This is a genomic window from Frankia sp. R82, assembly GCF_023716925.1.
Classification (GTDB): domain Bacteria; phylum Actinomycetota; class Actinomycetes; order Frankiales; family Frankiaceae; genus Frankia.
This window is the reverse complement of sequence record NZ_JAMQQG010000003.1, coordinates 35,272-50,102: the sequence shown is the minus strand read 5'-3', so window position 1 is coordinate 50,102 and position 14,831 is coordinate 35,272. Positions and strand designations below refer to the sequence as shown.

16 protein-coding genes are annotated in these 14,831 nt (G+C 71.6%); 9 read left to right on the top strand and 7 right to left on the bottom strand.

All coding sequences use genetic code 11. The features are described 5' to 3' along the window. The first annotated feature begins 32 nt into the window (after positions 1-32). The 3 genes from ND747_RS01565 to ND747_RS01555 are packed head-to-tail and all read left to right on the top strand — an operon-like array spanning position 33 to position 3,198. Positions 33-791, top strand: a complete 759-nt coding sequence (locus ND747_RS01565) for a class I SAM-dependent methyltransferase (RefSeq protein ID WP_251731120.1) — start codon at positions 33-35, stop codon at positions 789-791. Further along, on the top strand, positions 788-2,116 hold the full coding sequence (locus ND747_RS01560; protein ID WP_251731119.1) for an acyl-CoA dehydrogenase family protein: 1,329 nt from the start codon (positions 788-790) through the stop codon (positions 2,114-2,116). Before ND747_RS01565 ends, ND747_RS01560 begins: the two co-directional genes overlap by 4 nt. A gap of 35 nt (positions 2,117-2,151) precedes the next feature. Next, positions 2,152-3,198, top strand: a complete 1,047-nt coding sequence (locus ND747_RS01555) for a type III polyketide synthase (protein ID WP_251731118.1) — start codon at positions 2,152-2,154, stop codon at positions 3,196-3,198. A gap of 50 nt (positions 3,199-3,248) precedes the next feature. Here ND747_RS01555 and ND747_RS01550 read toward each other — a convergent pair whose 3' ends face one another. The 6 genes from ND747_RS01550 to ND747_RS01525 all read right to left on the bottom strand — a co-directional run bounded on the left by ND747_RS01550 (position 3,249) and on the right by ND747_RS01525 (position 9,253). Continuing rightward, positions 3,249-3,614 (bottom strand): hypothetical protein, encoded by a 366-nt coding sequence (locus ND747_RS01550; RefSeq protein WP_251731116.1) that lies wholly within the window; start codon positions 3,612-3,614, stop codon positions 3,249-3,251. 105 nt (positions 3,615-3,719) lie between these two features. Next, positions 3,720-4,130, bottom strand: a complete 411-nt coding sequence (locus ND747_RS01545) for a VOC family protein (protein WP_251731115.1) — start codon at positions 4,128-4,130, stop codon at positions 3,720-3,722. Positions 4,131-4,308: 178 nt separating this feature from the next. Then, the gene (locus ND747_RS29105) at positions 4,309-5,004 is read right to left on the bottom strand and encodes a DUF4232 domain-containing protein (RefSeq protein ID WP_285899807.1); all 696 of its coding nucleotides are present in this window, start codon (positions 5,002-5,004) and stop codon (positions 4,309-4,311) included. A 193-nt stretch (positions 5,005-5,197) separates the two neighbouring features. Next, complete coding sequence (locus tag ND747_RS01535; RefSeq protein ID WP_251731112.1) at positions 5,198-6,379, bottom strand: HAF repeat-containing protein; 1,182 nt, start codon at positions 6,377-6,379, stop codon at positions 5,198-5,200. A gap of 187 nt (positions 6,380-6,566) precedes the next feature. After that, positions 6,567-8,282, bottom strand: a complete 1,716-nt coding sequence (locus ND747_RS01530; RefSeq protein ID WP_251731111.1) for a sulfate permease — start codon at positions 8,280-8,282, stop codon at positions 6,567-6,569. Between the two features lie 95 nt (positions 8,283-8,377). Then, positions 8,378-9,253 carry a universal stress protein gene (locus tag ND747_RS01525; protein ID WP_251731109.1) on the bottom strand — a complete coding sequence of 292 codons (876 nt, stop codon included), beginning with the start codon at positions 9,251-9,253 and terminating at the stop codon, positions 8,378-8,380. A gap of 337 nt (positions 9,254-9,590) precedes the next feature. Between ND747_RS01525 and ND747_RS01520 the strand changes: the two genes are divergently transcribed. The 3 genes from ND747_RS01520 (at position 9,591) to ND747_RS01510 (ending at position 11,985) form a co-directional block, all read left to right on the top strand. Next, positions 9,591-10,043, top strand: coding sequence for a hypothetical protein (locus ND747_RS01520; RefSeq protein WP_251731108.1), 453 nt, complete (start codon positions 9,591-9,593; stop codon positions 10,041-10,043). Further along, the gene (locus tag ND747_RS01515) at positions 10,040-10,693 is read left to right on the top strand and encodes a hypothetical protein (protein ID WP_251731107.1); all 654 of its coding nucleotides are present in this window, start codon (positions 10,040-10,042) and stop codon (positions 10,691-10,693) included. The genes ND747_RS01520 and ND747_RS01515 overlap by 4 nt, the downstream gene beginning before the upstream one ends. A gap of 407 nt (positions 10,694-11,100) precedes the next feature. Further along, the gene (locus ND747_RS01510; RefSeq protein ID WP_251731105.1) at positions 11,101-11,985 is read left to right on the top strand and encodes a universal stress protein; all 885 of its coding nucleotides are present in this window, start codon (positions 11,101-11,103) and stop codon (positions 11,983-11,985) included. A 1-nt stretch (position 11,986) separates the two neighbouring features. On the opposite strand, the gene ND747_RS01505 is transcribed toward ND747_RS01510, so the two are convergent. Then, entirely contained in the window at positions 11,987-12,520 is a 534-nt protein-coding gene (locus ND747_RS01505; RefSeq protein ID WP_251731104.1) for a DUF2231 domain-containing protein, read from the bottom strand. A gap of 157 nt (positions 12,521-12,677) precedes the next feature. Between ND747_RS01505 and ND747_RS01500 the strand changes: the two genes are divergently transcribed. The 3 genes from ND747_RS01500 to ND747_RS01490 are packed head-to-tail and all read left to right on the top strand — an operon-like array spanning position 12,678 to position 14,797. Next, positions 12,678-13,163, top strand: a complete 486-nt coding sequence (locus tag ND747_RS01500) for a BlaI/MecI/CopY family transcriptional regulator (protein WP_251731103.1) — start codon at positions 12,678-12,680, stop codon at positions 13,161-13,163. Between the two features lie 36 nt (positions 13,164-13,199). Next, positions 13,200-14,102, top strand: a complete 903-nt coding sequence (locus ND747_RS01495; protein ID WP_251731102.1) for a M48 family metalloprotease — start codon at positions 13,200-13,202, stop codon at positions 14,100-14,102. Between the two features lie 41 nt (positions 14,103-14,143). After that, positions 14,144-14,797, top strand: a complete 654-nt coding sequence (locus ND747_RS01490) for a response regulator transcription factor (protein ID WP_285899806.1) — start codon at positions 14,144-14,146, stop codon at positions 14,795-14,797. Positions 14,798-14,831: the final 34 nt, after the last annotated feature.

The following is a 14,831-nucleotide window of genomic DNA, read 5'->3' as shown; positions in this document are numbered from 1 at the left end:
GCCGACAGCTGCGACGCCCCCTCGGGAGACCTGTGAACGTTGCCCTGCTGCCACGGCACGAACCGCGTCGGCCCCGGAACGATCCCGCGCAGTACGACGACCTCGCCGACGAGTGGTGGCAGCCGCACGGGCGACTCGCCGCGCTGCGCTGGCTCGCGCAGGCCAGGGGACGGCTCATTCCGAACCCGCCCCACCCCGGCGCCGCGCTGCTTGACCTGGCCTGTGGCGCAGGGCTGCTCTCGGTGGCACTCACCGGACGGCTTGCCGGCTGGCATCATGTCGGCGTCGATCTGTCGGCACCGGCGTTGCGCCAGGCAGCCGGTCACGGTGTGGCGGCGATCCGGGCCGACGTGCACCGGCTGCCGTTTCCGGACGGACGGTTTACCTGCGTCGTCGCCGGCGAGCTGTTCGAGCATCTGGTCGACCTGGACGGCGCCTGCGCGGCCATCGGTCGGGTGCTCGCACCGGGCGGCACTCTCGTCATCGACACCCTCGCGGACACCCTGTTCTGCCGGCTGGCGCTGGTCCGCATCGCCGAACACCTTCCCGGCGGACCGCCGCCGCGGGTGCACGATCCGGCGCTGCTGGTCGCGCCCGACCGGCTGGCCCGCGCGCTCGACCGGGCCGGCATCGAGATGACGCTGGTCGGCGGGCTGCGTCCGTCGCTCGTCGACTACGCCCGATGGCTCGCCCGCCGGGCCGACTCGGTCCGGATGCTGCCGACCGGCTCCACCGCCGGGGTCTACCAGGCGGTGGGCGTGCGCGCCACGAGCGGACGGGGCGGACGGTGAGCGCCCTGACGCCGTTGCCGCGCTCCAGCGGCTCCAGTGCCATCCTCGGCGTCGACGGTGCGCAGCTGGCCCACGGGGTCGTCGACGCCATCGCGGCACGGGCCGGTGCCGCCGACCGGGACGGCGAGCTGCCCGCGGCCGATCTCGACGAGCTGCGTGACGCCGGCCTGCTGGGCCTGCTCGTGCCGACCCGGCTCGGCGGATTCGGTGGCGGCTTCGCCGACTGGGCGGACGCCGCCCGCGTACTCGCCTCGGCCAGCGGCGCGACCGCTCTGGTGCTGAACATGCACACGTCGGTGGTGGGCGCGCTGGCCCGGACGCCGGACGAACTCGCCCGGGCGATGGGCGCTCCGGAGTCGTTCTTCCTGGCCCGCGACCAGCTGCTGGCGCGCGCCGCGGCCGGGGACTTCATCGCCGTGGCGATGAGTGAGCGGGGTGCGGGCTCCCGGCTGTCCGCGTTGACGACCCGCTACCGGCACGAGGGCGACGGCTATCGGATCAGCGGGGTCAAGGCGTTCTGCTCGGGAGCGTCGCACGCGGACGTCTTCTTCGTCGCCGCCCGCGCGGCGCAGGCCAGCCCGGCCGATCCGGCTGGTCTGCTCGACCCGTCCACCCCGTCCACCCCGTCCACCCCGTCCACCCCGTCCACCCCGTCCGGCTCGCCTGGACCGGCCATGGTCAGTCATTTTCTCGTGCCTCGTGGTCCCGGGGTGAGCGTCGAACCGAGCTGGGACTCGCTCGGTATGCGGGGCACCGGCAGCCACGACGTGCGCTTCGACGTGTGGGTTCCGGCGCAGGCGCTGGTCGGTGGCGTCGCCGGGCTGAGCCTGCTGGTCGCGCGGGGGATGCCGCAGTGGCTGGTCGCCTCCTACGCGGCCGTCTACGCCGGCGTGGGCCGAGCCGTGTTCGACGCCGGGGTCGAGCACATCCGCACCCGGCGTGGCACCGGGACGCCACCCGGCCTCGCCGGGCTGCCTGCCGTGCGGGCCCGGTTCGGGCAGGCGGACGCCGCGCTGGCCGCGCTGGACGCCGTGGTCGACGAGTGCGCGCGCCGGGTCGACGCCGATCCCGGCAGCGACCTGACAAACCGGTGGGTGTGGCGGGCCAAGCTGCTCGCCGGGCGCACGGCGCAGGACGTCGCGGCCTCGATCGTCGAGGCCTGCGGGACCGCGGTCACCCGCCGTGGTCATCGGCTGGAACGGCTCTACCGCGATGCCCGCTGCGGTTCGCTGCAACCCGCGACGAGCGATGTCTGCGCGGACTGGCTGGGCGTCGCGGCGCTCGGCGGCGACCCGGAGGCCGACGCGAGTGTGGCCCGGTGGTGACCGCCGGGCCCCGCTCCGCGGCAGTGATCACCGGCATGAGCGCGGCCTTCCCCGGATCTTTTGACCAGCAGAGCCTGTGGGACGAGGTCTTCGCGCACCGCTACCAGGGTGACGGACTGGCCCGCCGGCTGTTCCTCGGCGCGGGCGTGCGCACCCGCCACGGCGTGGTGGATCCGCGCCAGGAGGACATCAGCGCCTGGTCGACCGCGGCCCGGATGCGCCGCTACGTGGACGAGGCCGGGCCGCTGGGCCGCCAGGCCGTGCGCGGTGCCCTGGCGGACGCCGGGATCGGCGCCGCGGAGCTGGGTCTGTTCGTCGTCGTGTCCTGCACCGGTTACGCGACACCGGGCCTGGACATCCAGCTAGCCCGCGACCTCGGCATGCCGCCGTCGGTGCGTCGGCTGCTGGTCGGCCACATGGGCTGCTACGCCGCGATCCCGAGCCTGGGAACGGCGGCCGACTTCGTCCGGGCCCGTGGGCTGCCCGCGCTCGTGCTCTGCGTGGAGCTGCCCTCCCTGCACGTCCAGCCGGCGCAGGCGCACCGCGATCTGGAACAGGTCGTCGCGCACGCCCTGTTCGGCGACGCCGCCGCGGCGATCGTCATCGTTCCCGACGCCACCCACGGCCTGGAGGTGCTCGACACCACGGCCGCGACCGCGCCCGCCACCGAGGACCTGATGAGCTGGCACGTCACCGACCACGGCTTCCGGATGGGCCTGTCCCCGCGGGTGCCCGACCTGCTCGCCGCACACGTCGGGGCGGCGACGGCGGCGCTGCTGGCCCCGATCGCGGCGTCGCTCACCGACGTCGAGGGCTGGGCCGTGCATCCCGGCGGTCCGCGCATCATCGACGTCGTCGAGCAGCGCCTGGGTCTGCTGCCGGCGCAGACCGAGGCGACCCGGGACACCCTCGCCGCCCGGGGCAACTGCTCGTCGGGCACCGTCCTGCTCGTCCTCGACCAGCTCCGCCGGGACCTCACCCCCGACGCGACCGTCGTCGCGATGGCGTTCGGCCCCGGCCTGACCCTCTGCCTCGCCCTGCTCCGCCACCGCCAGCCCGGAGCCCACCCGGTCGGGCCCTGATGGATCATCGTGCGACCCCGGGCGGCGGTCAGCGGTCAGGTGGTCAGCGGTCAGGCGGTCAGGGTGACCACGAGCGGGCCGGCCTGCGGGCGGTACAGCAGGAAGTTCGTCGTACGGTAGGTGCGCTTGCCGAATACGTCGCAGCGCACCTGGGCGGTCGCGGTGCCGGGGAGCTGCGGGTTGCCGAAGACGATCGAGAAGCGCCCGCCGACGCCCGTCGACGCGCCGTGTGACTCGCCGCCACCAGTGATCAACAGCGACTCGGCCGATCCGACCTGGCAGCGGACGGTTCCGGTGACCTGCAGGGGGTTGTTGATGGTGCCCGCCATCGCCGACGTTGCCATCGGAACAATGGTCAGGGGCGCTCCGATCCCGACAACCAGGGCAACGGCCTTGAGCCTCGAAACTCCTCGCACGACGCACCTCCGAAGCATGTCAACGACATGGCACGCCAGGTGTACCCGGAGTCACTCAAGGTAATCAACTGCTGTCGATATGGCGCGGAATGGGAGGGGTGGCCGTCACGCGTCGGCGTGGCAGCAGACCTCCAGCTCCATGCCGTCGGGGTCGCGGAAGAACAGGGACCATTCGGATCCGAGCCGCTGGATCTCGCCGGTGTCGGCGCCCAGCTCGCGCAGCCGGTCCCGGGTCTTCTCCAGGGTGGCCAACGAGTCGACGGCCAGACCGAAGTGATCGATCGGCCCGCGTCCGCCCGGGCGTCGGCGCTCCCAGGCGCTGCCTTCGGCCGCGGCCTCGAACACGTTGAGCGCGGCACCCCCGCCGAGATCGAGGATCACCAGCCGGGGATGATCCTCCCGCGCGGCCATCTCGAACGTGACCTCCGCGCCGAAGGCATCGGTGTAGAACCGGATGGCCCGGTCGACATCGGCCGTGATCGTGGCCACGTGGTTGAAACCCGTCGTGATCGGCATTGCTACCTCTCTCCTGCCCGGTTGCCGACCGCCTGCCGGTCGCGCCTCCAGCCTGGCCGACATCGCCGCGGGCAGGGCGTGTTCCCGGCAATCAACCCCGCCGAGCGAGGTGCGCGAGCTCCCGGCTGCGCTCCTGGCGCGGTGCTGTATCGGCACGGCGGAGCGGGGATGCTGGCGGCTAACGGGTGAGGGCGGTAACGGTCAGATCGTGCTGGGTGGGGTCCATACATCCCTCGTTGTGCACCGCATGGGTATCGGCGTAGGGAACCGTCAGCGCGGCCAGGCCGGCGGGCGGGTAGATGCGCAGGGCGGCGATGGCGGCCAGCTGGCCGGGCTGTCGGCAGCCGCCCATCACGGCCGCGGTGTGGGCGATGACCACGGTCGAGGTGGCGTGCTGCCCAGGGCTGAGCATGATCGCGCCGAGTGCGGAGCCCACCCGGTCCGCGGCGGCACCGATCTGTCGTCCGGTGCCGTCGACGACCGATACGCCGGGGAAACCGCCTGTCACGCAGGACCGGGCGCTGACATTGGTGAGGACCAGGTCCATGCCCGTGTGGTACATGGCGCCATTGCCGTTCTCGACGGTCGCTCGCAGGTCGGAGGTGCGACATCCCCCTGGCTCGGTCCCGCTGGCCCGGGTCGGGGTGGTCCCGGGGCGCGGGACGGGGACCGCTGCTGTGGGCGTCGGGCCCGGGGTGGGGAGTGTTTTCGTCGACGTCGATACCGAGGACGCGGGCGGCCCGGCCGGGGCGAGGCGAGCGGGACTGCTCGATGTCGCTCTGGTGGCACAGCCGCAGGTGGCGGCGAGCGAGAGGGCTGCTGCGAGCGATCCCGCCGCTACGTTCCACTGCGGCCGGGTTGACCGTCGTTTCATGCCGGTGCTCCAGATTCACGGGGAAGACCATGGTCACGTTGTGTAGCTGTCGTTGTCATTGAGTCAGCATCGTGTCGTGTCGATGGGTGGTGTACCGACTGTTCGTCGGCTCCCGTGGTGACCTAGGTCCCAGGCCGGTGGGCCGGTGGGCCGGCGTGAGCGCGTCGGTGATGTCGAGGTACGTCGTGGCGGGTCAGCGGGAGGCCGCGGGCCAGAGCACCGCGTGGCTGTCGCCGGTGGCGAGGGTGGCCGAGCCGGCGACGTCGCCGCGCAGGTTGATGCTCGTGGCCTTGGCGTCGTGACCACCGGGCAGGACCGGCAGGGTCGTGATCAGCCCGTTGTCCCAGCGGAAGGCCCGCTCATCGCCACCTGGCAGGGTGGCGATGCCGGCGACCTGCCCGCGCCCGTTGATCGCGACGGGCCGGGTGGAACCACCGCCGAGTCCGCCCAGGTCGGTACGTCGGCCGTCGTACCAGACGAAGCCGTGTGCCGGGACGGTCCCGCGGTATCCCGCGACGAGAACCTGGCCACGGTCGTTGACCGCGACCGCCCGGCTCTCGGTGTCGTTGCCGCTGCCGAGGTCCACCATCCGACCGGAGCGGACGCTGAACGCGTGGATGGCACCGGACGGGGTCTCGCTGTACCCGACGACCTGACCGACATCGTTGACGTCGACGGCGTAGCTGTTCGCCCCGCCGAGCGTCCCGAGGTCGATGGGGCGGCGGCCGATCCACATGGTGGCGTGCTGTGCACCGCCGGCCGTGCCGGACGCGCCGACGATCACGCCGGCCAGGTTCACCGCGGACGCGCTGCTGTTCTGGCCACCGGGGAGAGTGCCCAGGTCGTGCATCCGGCCGGCGGAGTACACGAAGGCGTGATCATGACCGTCGCCGCCGTTGGTGGTACTCGAACCGACGACGATGCCGGCGGCGTTCACGTCGACGGCCCGGCTGTCGTAGCCCGACGGGTACCGGGAATCGCCGCCGAGGTAGCTCAGCAGAGTCACCGTGCCGTTCCTGTACACAAAAGCCTGGTGGTTGTAGTGCGCCTCGGTCGAGCCGACGACCACGCCCGCGTTGTTCACCGCGGAGACCGTGCCGGACACCGGAATGACGGTCGCCGTGCCGTTGCGCCAGACGAAGGCCGCGGCGGAGTACGGCAGAACGTACTCGTGGCCGGCGAGAATGCCCGAGTCGCTCACGTCGGCTGCGCTGCCTCCATGACCTTCCGGGACGACTCGGCCGATATCGATGACGGTGGCGGTCGTAGGCGATGCTTCGGCGAAGGCGACTTCGGCTGCGCCGGCGAACGTCACCAGACCGGTGGCGGCTGCCAGAGCTGTCGCGAGCGCAAGACGGAATCTGGTGGTGTGCATGATGCGCACCTTCCTGCTGGCTGCCGGGACCGGGGACGGGCCGGAAGCCTTTGCCTTCGAACGCGGCCAGGCGAGGCGACCGGCGGTATTACGAGCCCAGCATGTTCCGTCCTGCGCGGAATGGCTTCTGGCGGAAGGTGTGTACTGATGGTAGGAAAGTCCTGTGAGGAAAGGTCCCGCGGGGCCGTCAGGTCAGCCCTAGCTGGTCCTTTCCCTGCTTCGCTCCCGGCGCCAGGCGTGGTGGGTGCGCCGGATCGGTCCGGCGTGCCTCGTGGGCGGTGACGGCGGCCCGCATGGTGGGGAAGATCATTTCTGGGCCTATGGCGGTGGTGAGCCCGTAGGCGTCGAGGTCGTCGAGGAGATCCTGTTTGACGTGCGCGAGGCCGAAGGTGATGCCGCGTCTGGTCAGCTCGGCGCGCAGGTCCTCGAGTGCGTCCAGGGCGGTGATGTCGACTTCGACGATCGCTTCGACGTTGAGGACGAACCAGTCGACCGGGTCAGTGGATCTGCGCAGCGCGGCGAGGGCTCGATGCCGGAAGTTCTGCGCGTTGGCGAAGAACAGCGGCGAGTCGTACCGATAGGCGAACAGTCCGGGGACGGTGTGTGCGTTCGGGTAGTCGTCGACGTCGTGCATGCCGTCGAGGCCCGGGACCCGGCCGAGAACGGCGTCGTGGGGCCGGGCGACCCGAGCGAGCAGGTCGAGCAGGGAGACGCCGATGGCGATGAGGATCCCGTAGCTGATGTCGAACACGAGTACCCCGGCGGTGGCGAGCAGCGCGAGAAGGAGCTCGCTGCGGCGGAACGAGGCGAGCCGACGGAACCCCTTGAGGTCGATGAGGCGGATCGCGGCGAAGATGACGAGCGCGCCCAGGGTCGCCAGGGGGAACATCGCCAGCGCCGGGCGCAGGAACGCCAGGGTGCCGACGACCGCGCCGACCGCGATGAGGGAGTAGACCTGCGTGTTCGCACCACCGGCGGCGGCGAGGGCGGTGCGGCTCCCGCTGCTGGAGACGGGAAGTCCCTGGGCGCTCCCGGCGCCGATGTTCGCCGCTCCCAGCGCCAGCAGCTCGCGGTTGGGACGGACCGTGTGGCCGTGGCGGGCGGCGAACGCGCGGGCGGTCAGCATGGTGTCGGTGAAGCCGACGAACAGCACGCCCAGTGCGGCGGGCGTGACCCGCGCAAGGTCCGTCGGGGCGGGCGGATGCCAGCCGGGTAGCCCAGCCTGGATGGTTCCGACGACGCGCAGTCCGTGCGCGTCGAGGCCGGCCGCCGCGACCACGGTTGTTGCCAGCGCAACCACGAACAGCGGTCCCGGTAGGTGGGGGACCCGCCAGGCCAGCAGAAAGAGCAGGGCCAGGGAGACAGTCGCGAGCGCCACCGTCGGGCCGTGCGCGTGGGGGAGACCGTGAGCGAACGAGCGCAGTTCCTCGTAGAGGTCGTCGCCATCCACCGGTACCCCGGTGACCTTGCCCAACTGTCCAACGATCATGATGATGGCGACACCGGCAAGATAGCCGACCAGGATCGGCTGGGACAGCAGTTCGGCGATGACGCCGAGTCGGGCCAGTCCGGCGAGGATCGCGAAGGCGCCGGTCATGATGGCCAGGGCTGCGACGAGCCGGGCGTACCGGGTGGGGTCACCGCCGGCCAGGGGGGCGACGGTGGCGGCGGTCATCAGCGCGGTGGTCGATTCGGGGCCGACCGAGAGCAGCCTCGACGACCCGAGGAACGCGTAGATCACCATGGCGGGTGCGGCTGCCCACAGGCCCGCCACCGGCTGCACGCCCGCCAGTGACGCGTAGGCCATCACCTGGGGAATCAGGTACGCGGCCACGGCCAGCCCGCTCGCGGCATCCCCGCGCACCTGTGGCCAGGAGTACGCCGACGGAACAGACCCGCGCACGTGGCGATGTACGTGGATCGGGCACTTCCGCTGCTCGGCTTCAGGCGATCCTGGAACTCCCGCCGGGTGGGTGGGTCCGGGGTCGGTCCATGACACTAGGCGTGCAGGACGGCGACGGGGCAGGGGGCGTGCAGGACGCACTGGTGGGCGGTGGAACCGAGGACGAGTTCGGTGAAGCCGCCGCGACCGCGGGTGCCGACGACGAGGAGCTGGGCGTCCTGGGCGGCGAGCAGCAGGGCGCGGCTGGGGGAGTCGTCAACGGCGATCGGGTGGATGTCGAGGTCGGTGTCGTCGTCGAAGTCCACGGTGATGATGTCGGCGAGCAGCTGTTCGGAGCTCTGGCGCAGCGAGGTGAGGTAGTCGACGGGCGGGGCGAACGGGGTCATGTACGCGCGATAGGCGTTGATCAGGTAGAGCGGGACGTTGCGTTCTGTTGCCTGGTCGGCGGCCCAGCGGACGGCGGCCAGGCAGGGGTCCGAGCCGTCGACGCCGACCACGATCGGCCGCCGGTCTGGCGCGGCCGGGTCGTTGGTGTCGCGGACCACGACGACTGGTCCGGTGTGCTCGTGCAGCAGCTGGTGGGCGACGGAGCCGGCCAGAACCCGGTGGACGAACCCTGATCCGCGGGTGCCGATCACCGTCATGGCGGCGTTCTTGGCCTCGTTGACGAGGGCGTCGACGGGGTCCTGCTCGACGACGACCTGGTGGAGTTCGACGGGTGGGTCGGGCATGGGCACCCGGGCGACGGTGCGATGCAGGGTCTGTTCGGCGGCCTTGGTCAGGCCCAGGTAGTCGGCGTTGACCGCGGCCTGGTAGACCCCGCGGGGCAGGCCGTCGGCGGTCCAGCCCAGCAGCGCGGTGACGGGTCGGTGCTCGAGCTGGGCAGTTGTGTAGGCCCAGCGCAGGGCCGCCTCGGATCCGGTGGAACCATCAATGCCGACGAGAATGCGCTGTCTGCGCTCCGTGCTCATGCCTGCGGCCTCCAGCTCTGTCAATCGCTCGTTGCGGTGAACCTGGCGCAGCTCATCATCCAGCGGGCTGGCCGGATGCCGGAATGGCAGAGGGCACCTTCAGTGCGGGTCCTTCGGCCTGTGTCGATATGTCGGTTGCCTGGTCCCGCTCGACTGTCATGACCTGGGAGAGTAATCGATGGCTGGCGAGATCAAGAATTTCGGGAAAAAGGGAGGAAGGCCGATGCGCATGCCCTGGCAGGACCTTCTTCCTGCCGAATTGGGACCATTGGCCATCTCGGTGCAAGTGTGGATGGGAACACCAAAGGTGGACCTAATGGTCGAGGAGGCGGAAGTCATGAAGGCCATCTTTGTCGCGCCACAGACCCCGGTTGAGTCGGCGCTTGCCCACCGCAGGCCGCCGGTGCCGGTGCCGGCTGGCCCGGCAGCCGCCGAATCCGCCCGGCCGCCGGCCGTGGCAGCAACCGACCCCGTCACGGCTGCGACCGGTCAGTCCGAGCCCGCGAGGACACCGACTGGCCCGGTGCGGGCGATCACCATCGTGGTGCGCCATCCCGCCCTGAACCTCACCGCGACGATGGTGGCCGCCGAGGTGGCGATCGGTGCCGTGGCGGTGGCAAGGCAGCTGGCGCGCCGCGGTCCGGCACCGCGGGCCTACGTCCGGATGGGCCCAGGCGGCTGGGTGAGCCTGCGTGGGGGCAGCGTCCGCACCCGTGGCGGCCCGCATCGGACCGGGCATGGCCATCGGCACCCGGTGCCCGGCTGGTTGCGCGGGAGGCGGACCAGATGAGCAGGTCGCGAGTGACGGTCATGGTGCTCGGCGGGCTCCTGCTCGCCCTGGCTGGATGCGGCCGAGGTTCCTCGGGGCGTGGCGTCGCGGTCGAGACCCCGCCGGCCTCACCGCAGACGACCTCGGCTTCGCCCTCGGTTGCGGCCACCCACCCGCCGTCGCGGCCCACAGGCCGGACGAGCACCCCGTCCCCGACCGGGAAGCCGACAACCGCCGCCTGGTCGGTCGCGCCACGGCATGTCGGGTCCACGCTGCCGGGCAGCTCGACGGTGGTCGCGCTGCGTGCTGCCCACAACGCCGGAGGCGACGACTTTGACCGGTTGGTGATCGAGTTCCGTGGCGGTGTTCCGGGTTACGACGTGCGCTACGTGCCCGAGGTGCGCTCGCCCGGTCGGGGTGAGGTGGTTGCGCTGCCCGGCCGGGCATGTTTGGAGGTGGTGTTGTTCCGGGCCGTGGCCCACGACCAGGCCGGCAGCTCGACGCTGCGCACCCCGCGGTCCGGCGGTGGCCTGCCCACTGTCGTGCAGTACCGGATGACCGGCGACTACGAGGGGTACGTCCACCTTGGCCTGGGTGTCAGTGACCGGGTTGGTTTCCGGGTGCTCGAACTGGCGAACCCACCGCGGCTGGCCATCGACCTCGCGGGCTGATTCCCTGCGGTTGATTCCCTGCGGTCCGGGCGGACGACGCCGACATCGAGGAGCGGTGGGTTCCACCGTCTCGCGGTGTCTGGCATATGCGGGCCGCCCGGTCGCGGCGGTACGCGAGGAGCCGACCGAATCTCGATGACCGATATCCGAGACAAAGGAGGATCGTCTGGCTCGTTGTTCCGCTCGCTTCCTCGTTCCCCCGGCGCGGGTGAGGACGAGGTCACGGCCCCCTACCCCGACGGCGTTCTGGAGATCCGTGTGCGGGTGGACGCCGACCAGGCAATGAACACGACCCGCGCATCGCGGTGCAGCGGGCTGAGCGTCGTCGCAGCCGTCGGACCGGGAGCTGGTTACTTTCCCCGGTTCCCGGTCCGACGGCGTCGGGAACCTTCGAAGGAGAAGCAGTGATGGCTGGGATTGTGGTCGGATATGACGGATCGGCCGATGCCGGCGCAGCCCTGGAGTGGGCGGTGCGGGAGGCCTGGATGCTGCGGGTACCGCTGACCGTGCTGCTCGCCTGGGATCGCGGGCATCTGCCGTCGGCCCTGGCACGGGCGGTGGAGGAGGAAGGCGAGCAGGCAACCGAGGAAGCGGTCCTCCGGGTTCTGCACACCGCGGTCGAGCGTGCGGCCGGCCAGCGACGGCCGGCGGAGCTGATCGAGAAAGTCGAACACGCGGATGCGGCCCGAGCGCTGCTGCAGGCTACGGCCGGAGCGGACATGCTGGTTCTGGGGCTGCACGGCGCCAACCGCAAGCAGCGCCTGCTGGCCGGCAACGTCGCCGACATCTGCCTGCACCGGGCGACCGTGACCACAGTGGTGGTGCGCGCCGGCCATCTGGACCAGAGCGGGCCGGTGGTGGTCGGGGTCGACGGCTCCGCGGCATCGATCCAGGCACTGCGGCTGGCCGCCGGCCGGGCCCGGGCGCGGGGGGCTGCCCTGCGGGTCGTGCATGCCTGGACGCCCGTCCCCGCCATCTATGCCGGCACCAACGGCTTCGACGAGCCGGTGTTCGAGAAGGCCGCCAATGTTCTGCTGGAGCACTGCGTCGACCAGGTCCGGGAGGAGACGCTCGGCCTGCACGTCGAACCGGTGCTGGTCAGGGACAGTCCGGCCCGCGCCCTCATCCGCCAGTCGATCAACGCGGGTCTGCTCGTCGTCGGCTCACATGGACACGGCGCGCTTGCCGAGATGCTGCTCGGGTCGGCCAGCCATCACTGTGTGCACCATGCGGCCTGCCCCGTCGCCGTCGTCCGGGCCACCGACGAGGCGCATGCGACCGGCTCCGGCTGACTCAACCGCCGGGTCGGTCCTGCGCCCCGGAGCTGAAGCTGTCAGACCACACCGCCTTCGCCCCGCTCTCACCGATCCGGACGACCTGCACCACCGAGCCCACCGCCGCGACGATGGTGAGCACGGCGATGGCGATCGTGATGGCTCCGTGGATCGGCCGCCCGGCCTGCGAACGCGTCTGGCCGTCCGGGCTGGCGGTCGCCGGTGCGGCGCGACGCTGCAGCAGCCAGAGCGCGGCTGCCAGGACGAACAGGACCAGCACCCATGGCAGCAGCGCGTCGCCGAGCTCGGTGTGCCGGCGGACCAGCGGGGTCGAGGGCACCCGGGCCTCAAGCCACTCGCCGGCGTGGGTGGTCAGCGGAACGCTGACGAGCGCGACGAGGGCGGCCACCGGTGTGGCCGCTCCCAGACGACGGCGAGCGGCCGGCCACACGGCCGAACCGACGGCCATGGCCGCGGCCAGCGGCACCAGCACCACGACCACGTGCACCAGCAGGGCGTGCGCGGGCAGCCCACGAATCTCGGTTGGTCCCACGAAGGTCCACCCATCTCCGCGCGGGAGTCGCCCAGCGAGCCGCGCCAGTCCGGTCGGGACGACGCCGCACCCGGCCGGGCGCGGCGTCTACTACTTGAATAGTAATACTACTCGAGTAGTAGGCGGGATAGGATCGGCCGGTGAGCGGGGAACCCAGATGACGGGCGGGTCCGGCCGGCGGGAGGCTGGGCAGCTCGAGAACGCCCTGCTTGCCGTTCTGTGGGCGGCGCCGACGGCGCTGAGCTCGGCCCAGGCCCAGCAGGGGCTGCGCGAGCAGGGCCTGGACCTGGCCTACACCAGCGTCGCGACCACCCTGACCCGCCTGCACGCGAAGGGGCTGCTCGAACGCTCCTCGGTCGGCCGTACCTACGTCTACACGCCCAGCGGGCGGGCGGCGCAGGAAGCCGCGGCGCGGATGCGGTCCCTGCTCGGCGGCGGTCGGGCCCGCGCCGTGGTGCTCAGTCATTTCGTCGACGGCCTCGAACCGGACGACGAGGCGACGCTGCTCGAGCTTCTGCGCCGGGCGGAGGCGGATCCCGGCGGACAGGCGGGTGAGACCCCCTCGCGACCGGGTGGAGCCGTGGCGGGCGGACACAGTGCGGACAAGGCCGAGCGGCCAGGTTCCGGATCCGACAACCCATGAGGGACGCGCAGTGAGGTACGACGTGCAGTGAGGTACATGGTGTGGCTGCCCCTGCTCGGCAACATCGTGATGGCTGCGGGACTGCCCGCGTTGGCCCGTCAGCTGCCCCACCGGCGTGGTTACGCGGCCGTCACGACAGTCTCGGTCCTGGGCGCCAGCTGCTGGCTGTGGTCGCTTGTCCTGCTCGCCGCGGTCCTCGCCGACCGGCTCGCCTATCTGGACTCCAGCAGTGGGCTCGTCGGCGCACCGGCCGCCCTGCGGACGGTCCCGCTGCTGCTCACCGTCATCGCGGCCGGCGTCCTGCTGGTCACCATGATCAGAACGAGTCTCCTCGGTGCGCGTCACATCCGCGAACTGGTGCACGCCGAGCGGCTCGCCCGGCTGCCCTTCGCCGGCGACGTCATCGACCTGCCCGACGCGGATCCGCGGGCATGCGCCGTCGGGGGGCTGACCGGCGGCCGGATCGCGATCACCAGCGGCCTGCGGCGCTGTCTGACCGAGGACGAGCAGGCGGCCGTCCTTGCCCACGAACGAGCTCACCTGGCCGGCGGCCACCACTGGTACCGCATGGTGGCCGCCTGGTGCGGCGCCGTCTGCCCCCTGCTGCATCGCCTGCCGGGACTGGTCGAGCAGAGCTGCGAACGGGCGGCTGACGAGGCGGCGGCGCTCGCCATCGGTGACCGGCGGCTGCTCGCCCGCGCGCTGGGCAAGGCCGCCCTCGCGGCGGCGCGTGCCCAGCAGCAGACGCCCGCGTCAGGGGGGAGCCCCGCCTTCCTGCACGGCGGTGTCCCCGACCGGATGGCGGCGCTGCTCGAAACCCCCCCTGCCCTGACGCGCGCCCCGGTTCTGTCGGCGACCACGTGTGTGGCGACGGTCGTGGTCATGGTGGTGGCCGCGGTGCACGCCAGCATCGACTGCCTGGCACTGTTGCAACACTGATCTGCACCCCGAGGGTGGGCGGACCGCGTAGTCTCGGCGCCATGGGCGTGATCAGTGTCTTTCTCCTCGACGACCACGAGATTGTCCGTAACGGGCTGCGCCAGACGCTGGAGCGGCATGAGGACATCGAGGTTGTCGGCGAGGCCGGGCTGGTGGCGGAGGCACTGCGGCGTATCCCGGCGTTGCGGCCGACCGTGGCGATTCTGGACGGTCGGCTTCCGGACGGCAGCGGGATCGACGTGTGCCGGGAGATCCGGTCGGAGTTCCCGGACATCGCGTGTCTGATCCTCACGTCCTATGACGATGACGAGGCCCTGTTCTCCGCCATCATGGCCGGCGCGGCCGGTTATGTGCTGAAGGAGATCCGGGGCAATGATCTGGTTGGCGCGGTCCGCACCGTCGCGAGCGGGCAGTCACTGCTGTCTCCGTCGGTCACGCGCCGGGTGCTGAGCCGGCTGCGAGAGGGGCCGCGGGAGGACCCGGTGCTCGCACCGTTGAACCCGCGGGAACGCGAGATCCTCGGTCTGATCGCCGAGGGGCTGACCAACCGGCAGATCGCGGGGCGGATTCACCTGTCCGAGAAGACGGTGAAGAACTACGTGTCCGGCATTCTGGACAAGCTCGGCCTGACCAGCCGTACCCAGGCGGCCGTCATCGCCTACAAGCATCTCGGCGGCGAGCTGCCGTCGCAGTAGCCGTTGCGCGGGCCCGCCGTTAGCGGGGGCCGCC

Excerpts from the sequence above, each read along its gene's own strand:
- ND747_RS01545 (WP_251731115.1), bottom strand. The coding sequence starts at position 4,130 with ATGCCGATCACGACGGGTTTCAACCACGTGGCCACGATCACGGCCGAT.
- ND747_RS01510 (WP_251731105.1), top strand. The coding sequence starts at position 11,101 with ATGGCTGGGATTGTGGTCGGATATGACGGATCGGCCGATGCCGGCGCA.
- ND747_RS01490 (WP_285899806.1), top strand. The coding sequence starts at position 14,144 with ATGGGCGTGATCAGTGTCTTTCTCCTCGACGACCACGAGATTGTCCGT.
- ND747_RS01525 (WP_251731109.1), bottom strand. The coding sequence starts at position 9,253 with ATGAGCACGGAGCGCAGACAGCGCATTCTCGTCGGCATTGATGGTTCC.
- ND747_RS01555 (WP_251731118.1), top strand. The coding sequence starts at position 2,152 with ATGAGCGCGGCCTTCCCCGGATCTTTTGACCAGCAGAGCCTGTGGGAC.
- ND747_RS01495 (WP_251731102.1), top strand. The coding sequence starts at position 13,200 with ATGGTGTGGCTGCCCCTGCTCGGCAACATCGTGATGGCTGCGGGACTG.
- ND747_RS01500 (WP_251731103.1), top strand. The coding sequence starts at position 12,678 with ATGACGGGCGGGTCCGGCCGGCGGGAGGCTGGGCAGCTCGAGAACGCC.
- ND747_RS01520 (WP_251731108.1), top strand. The coding sequence starts at position 9,591 with ATGAAGGCCATCTTTGTCGCGCCACAGACCCCGGTTGAGTCGGCGCTT.
- ND747_RS01515 (WP_251731107.1), top strand. The coding sequence starts at position 10,040 with ATGAGCAGGTCGCGAGTGACGGTCATGGTGCTCGGCGGGCTCCTGCTC.
- ND747_RS29105 (WP_285899807.1), bottom strand. The coding sequence starts at position 5,004 with ATGAAACGACGGTCAACCCGGCCGCAGTGGAACGTAGCGGCGGGATCG.
- ND747_RS01535 (WP_251731112.1), bottom strand. The coding sequence starts at position 6,379 with ATGCACACCACCAGATTCCGTCTTGCGCTCGCGACAGCTCTGGCAGCC.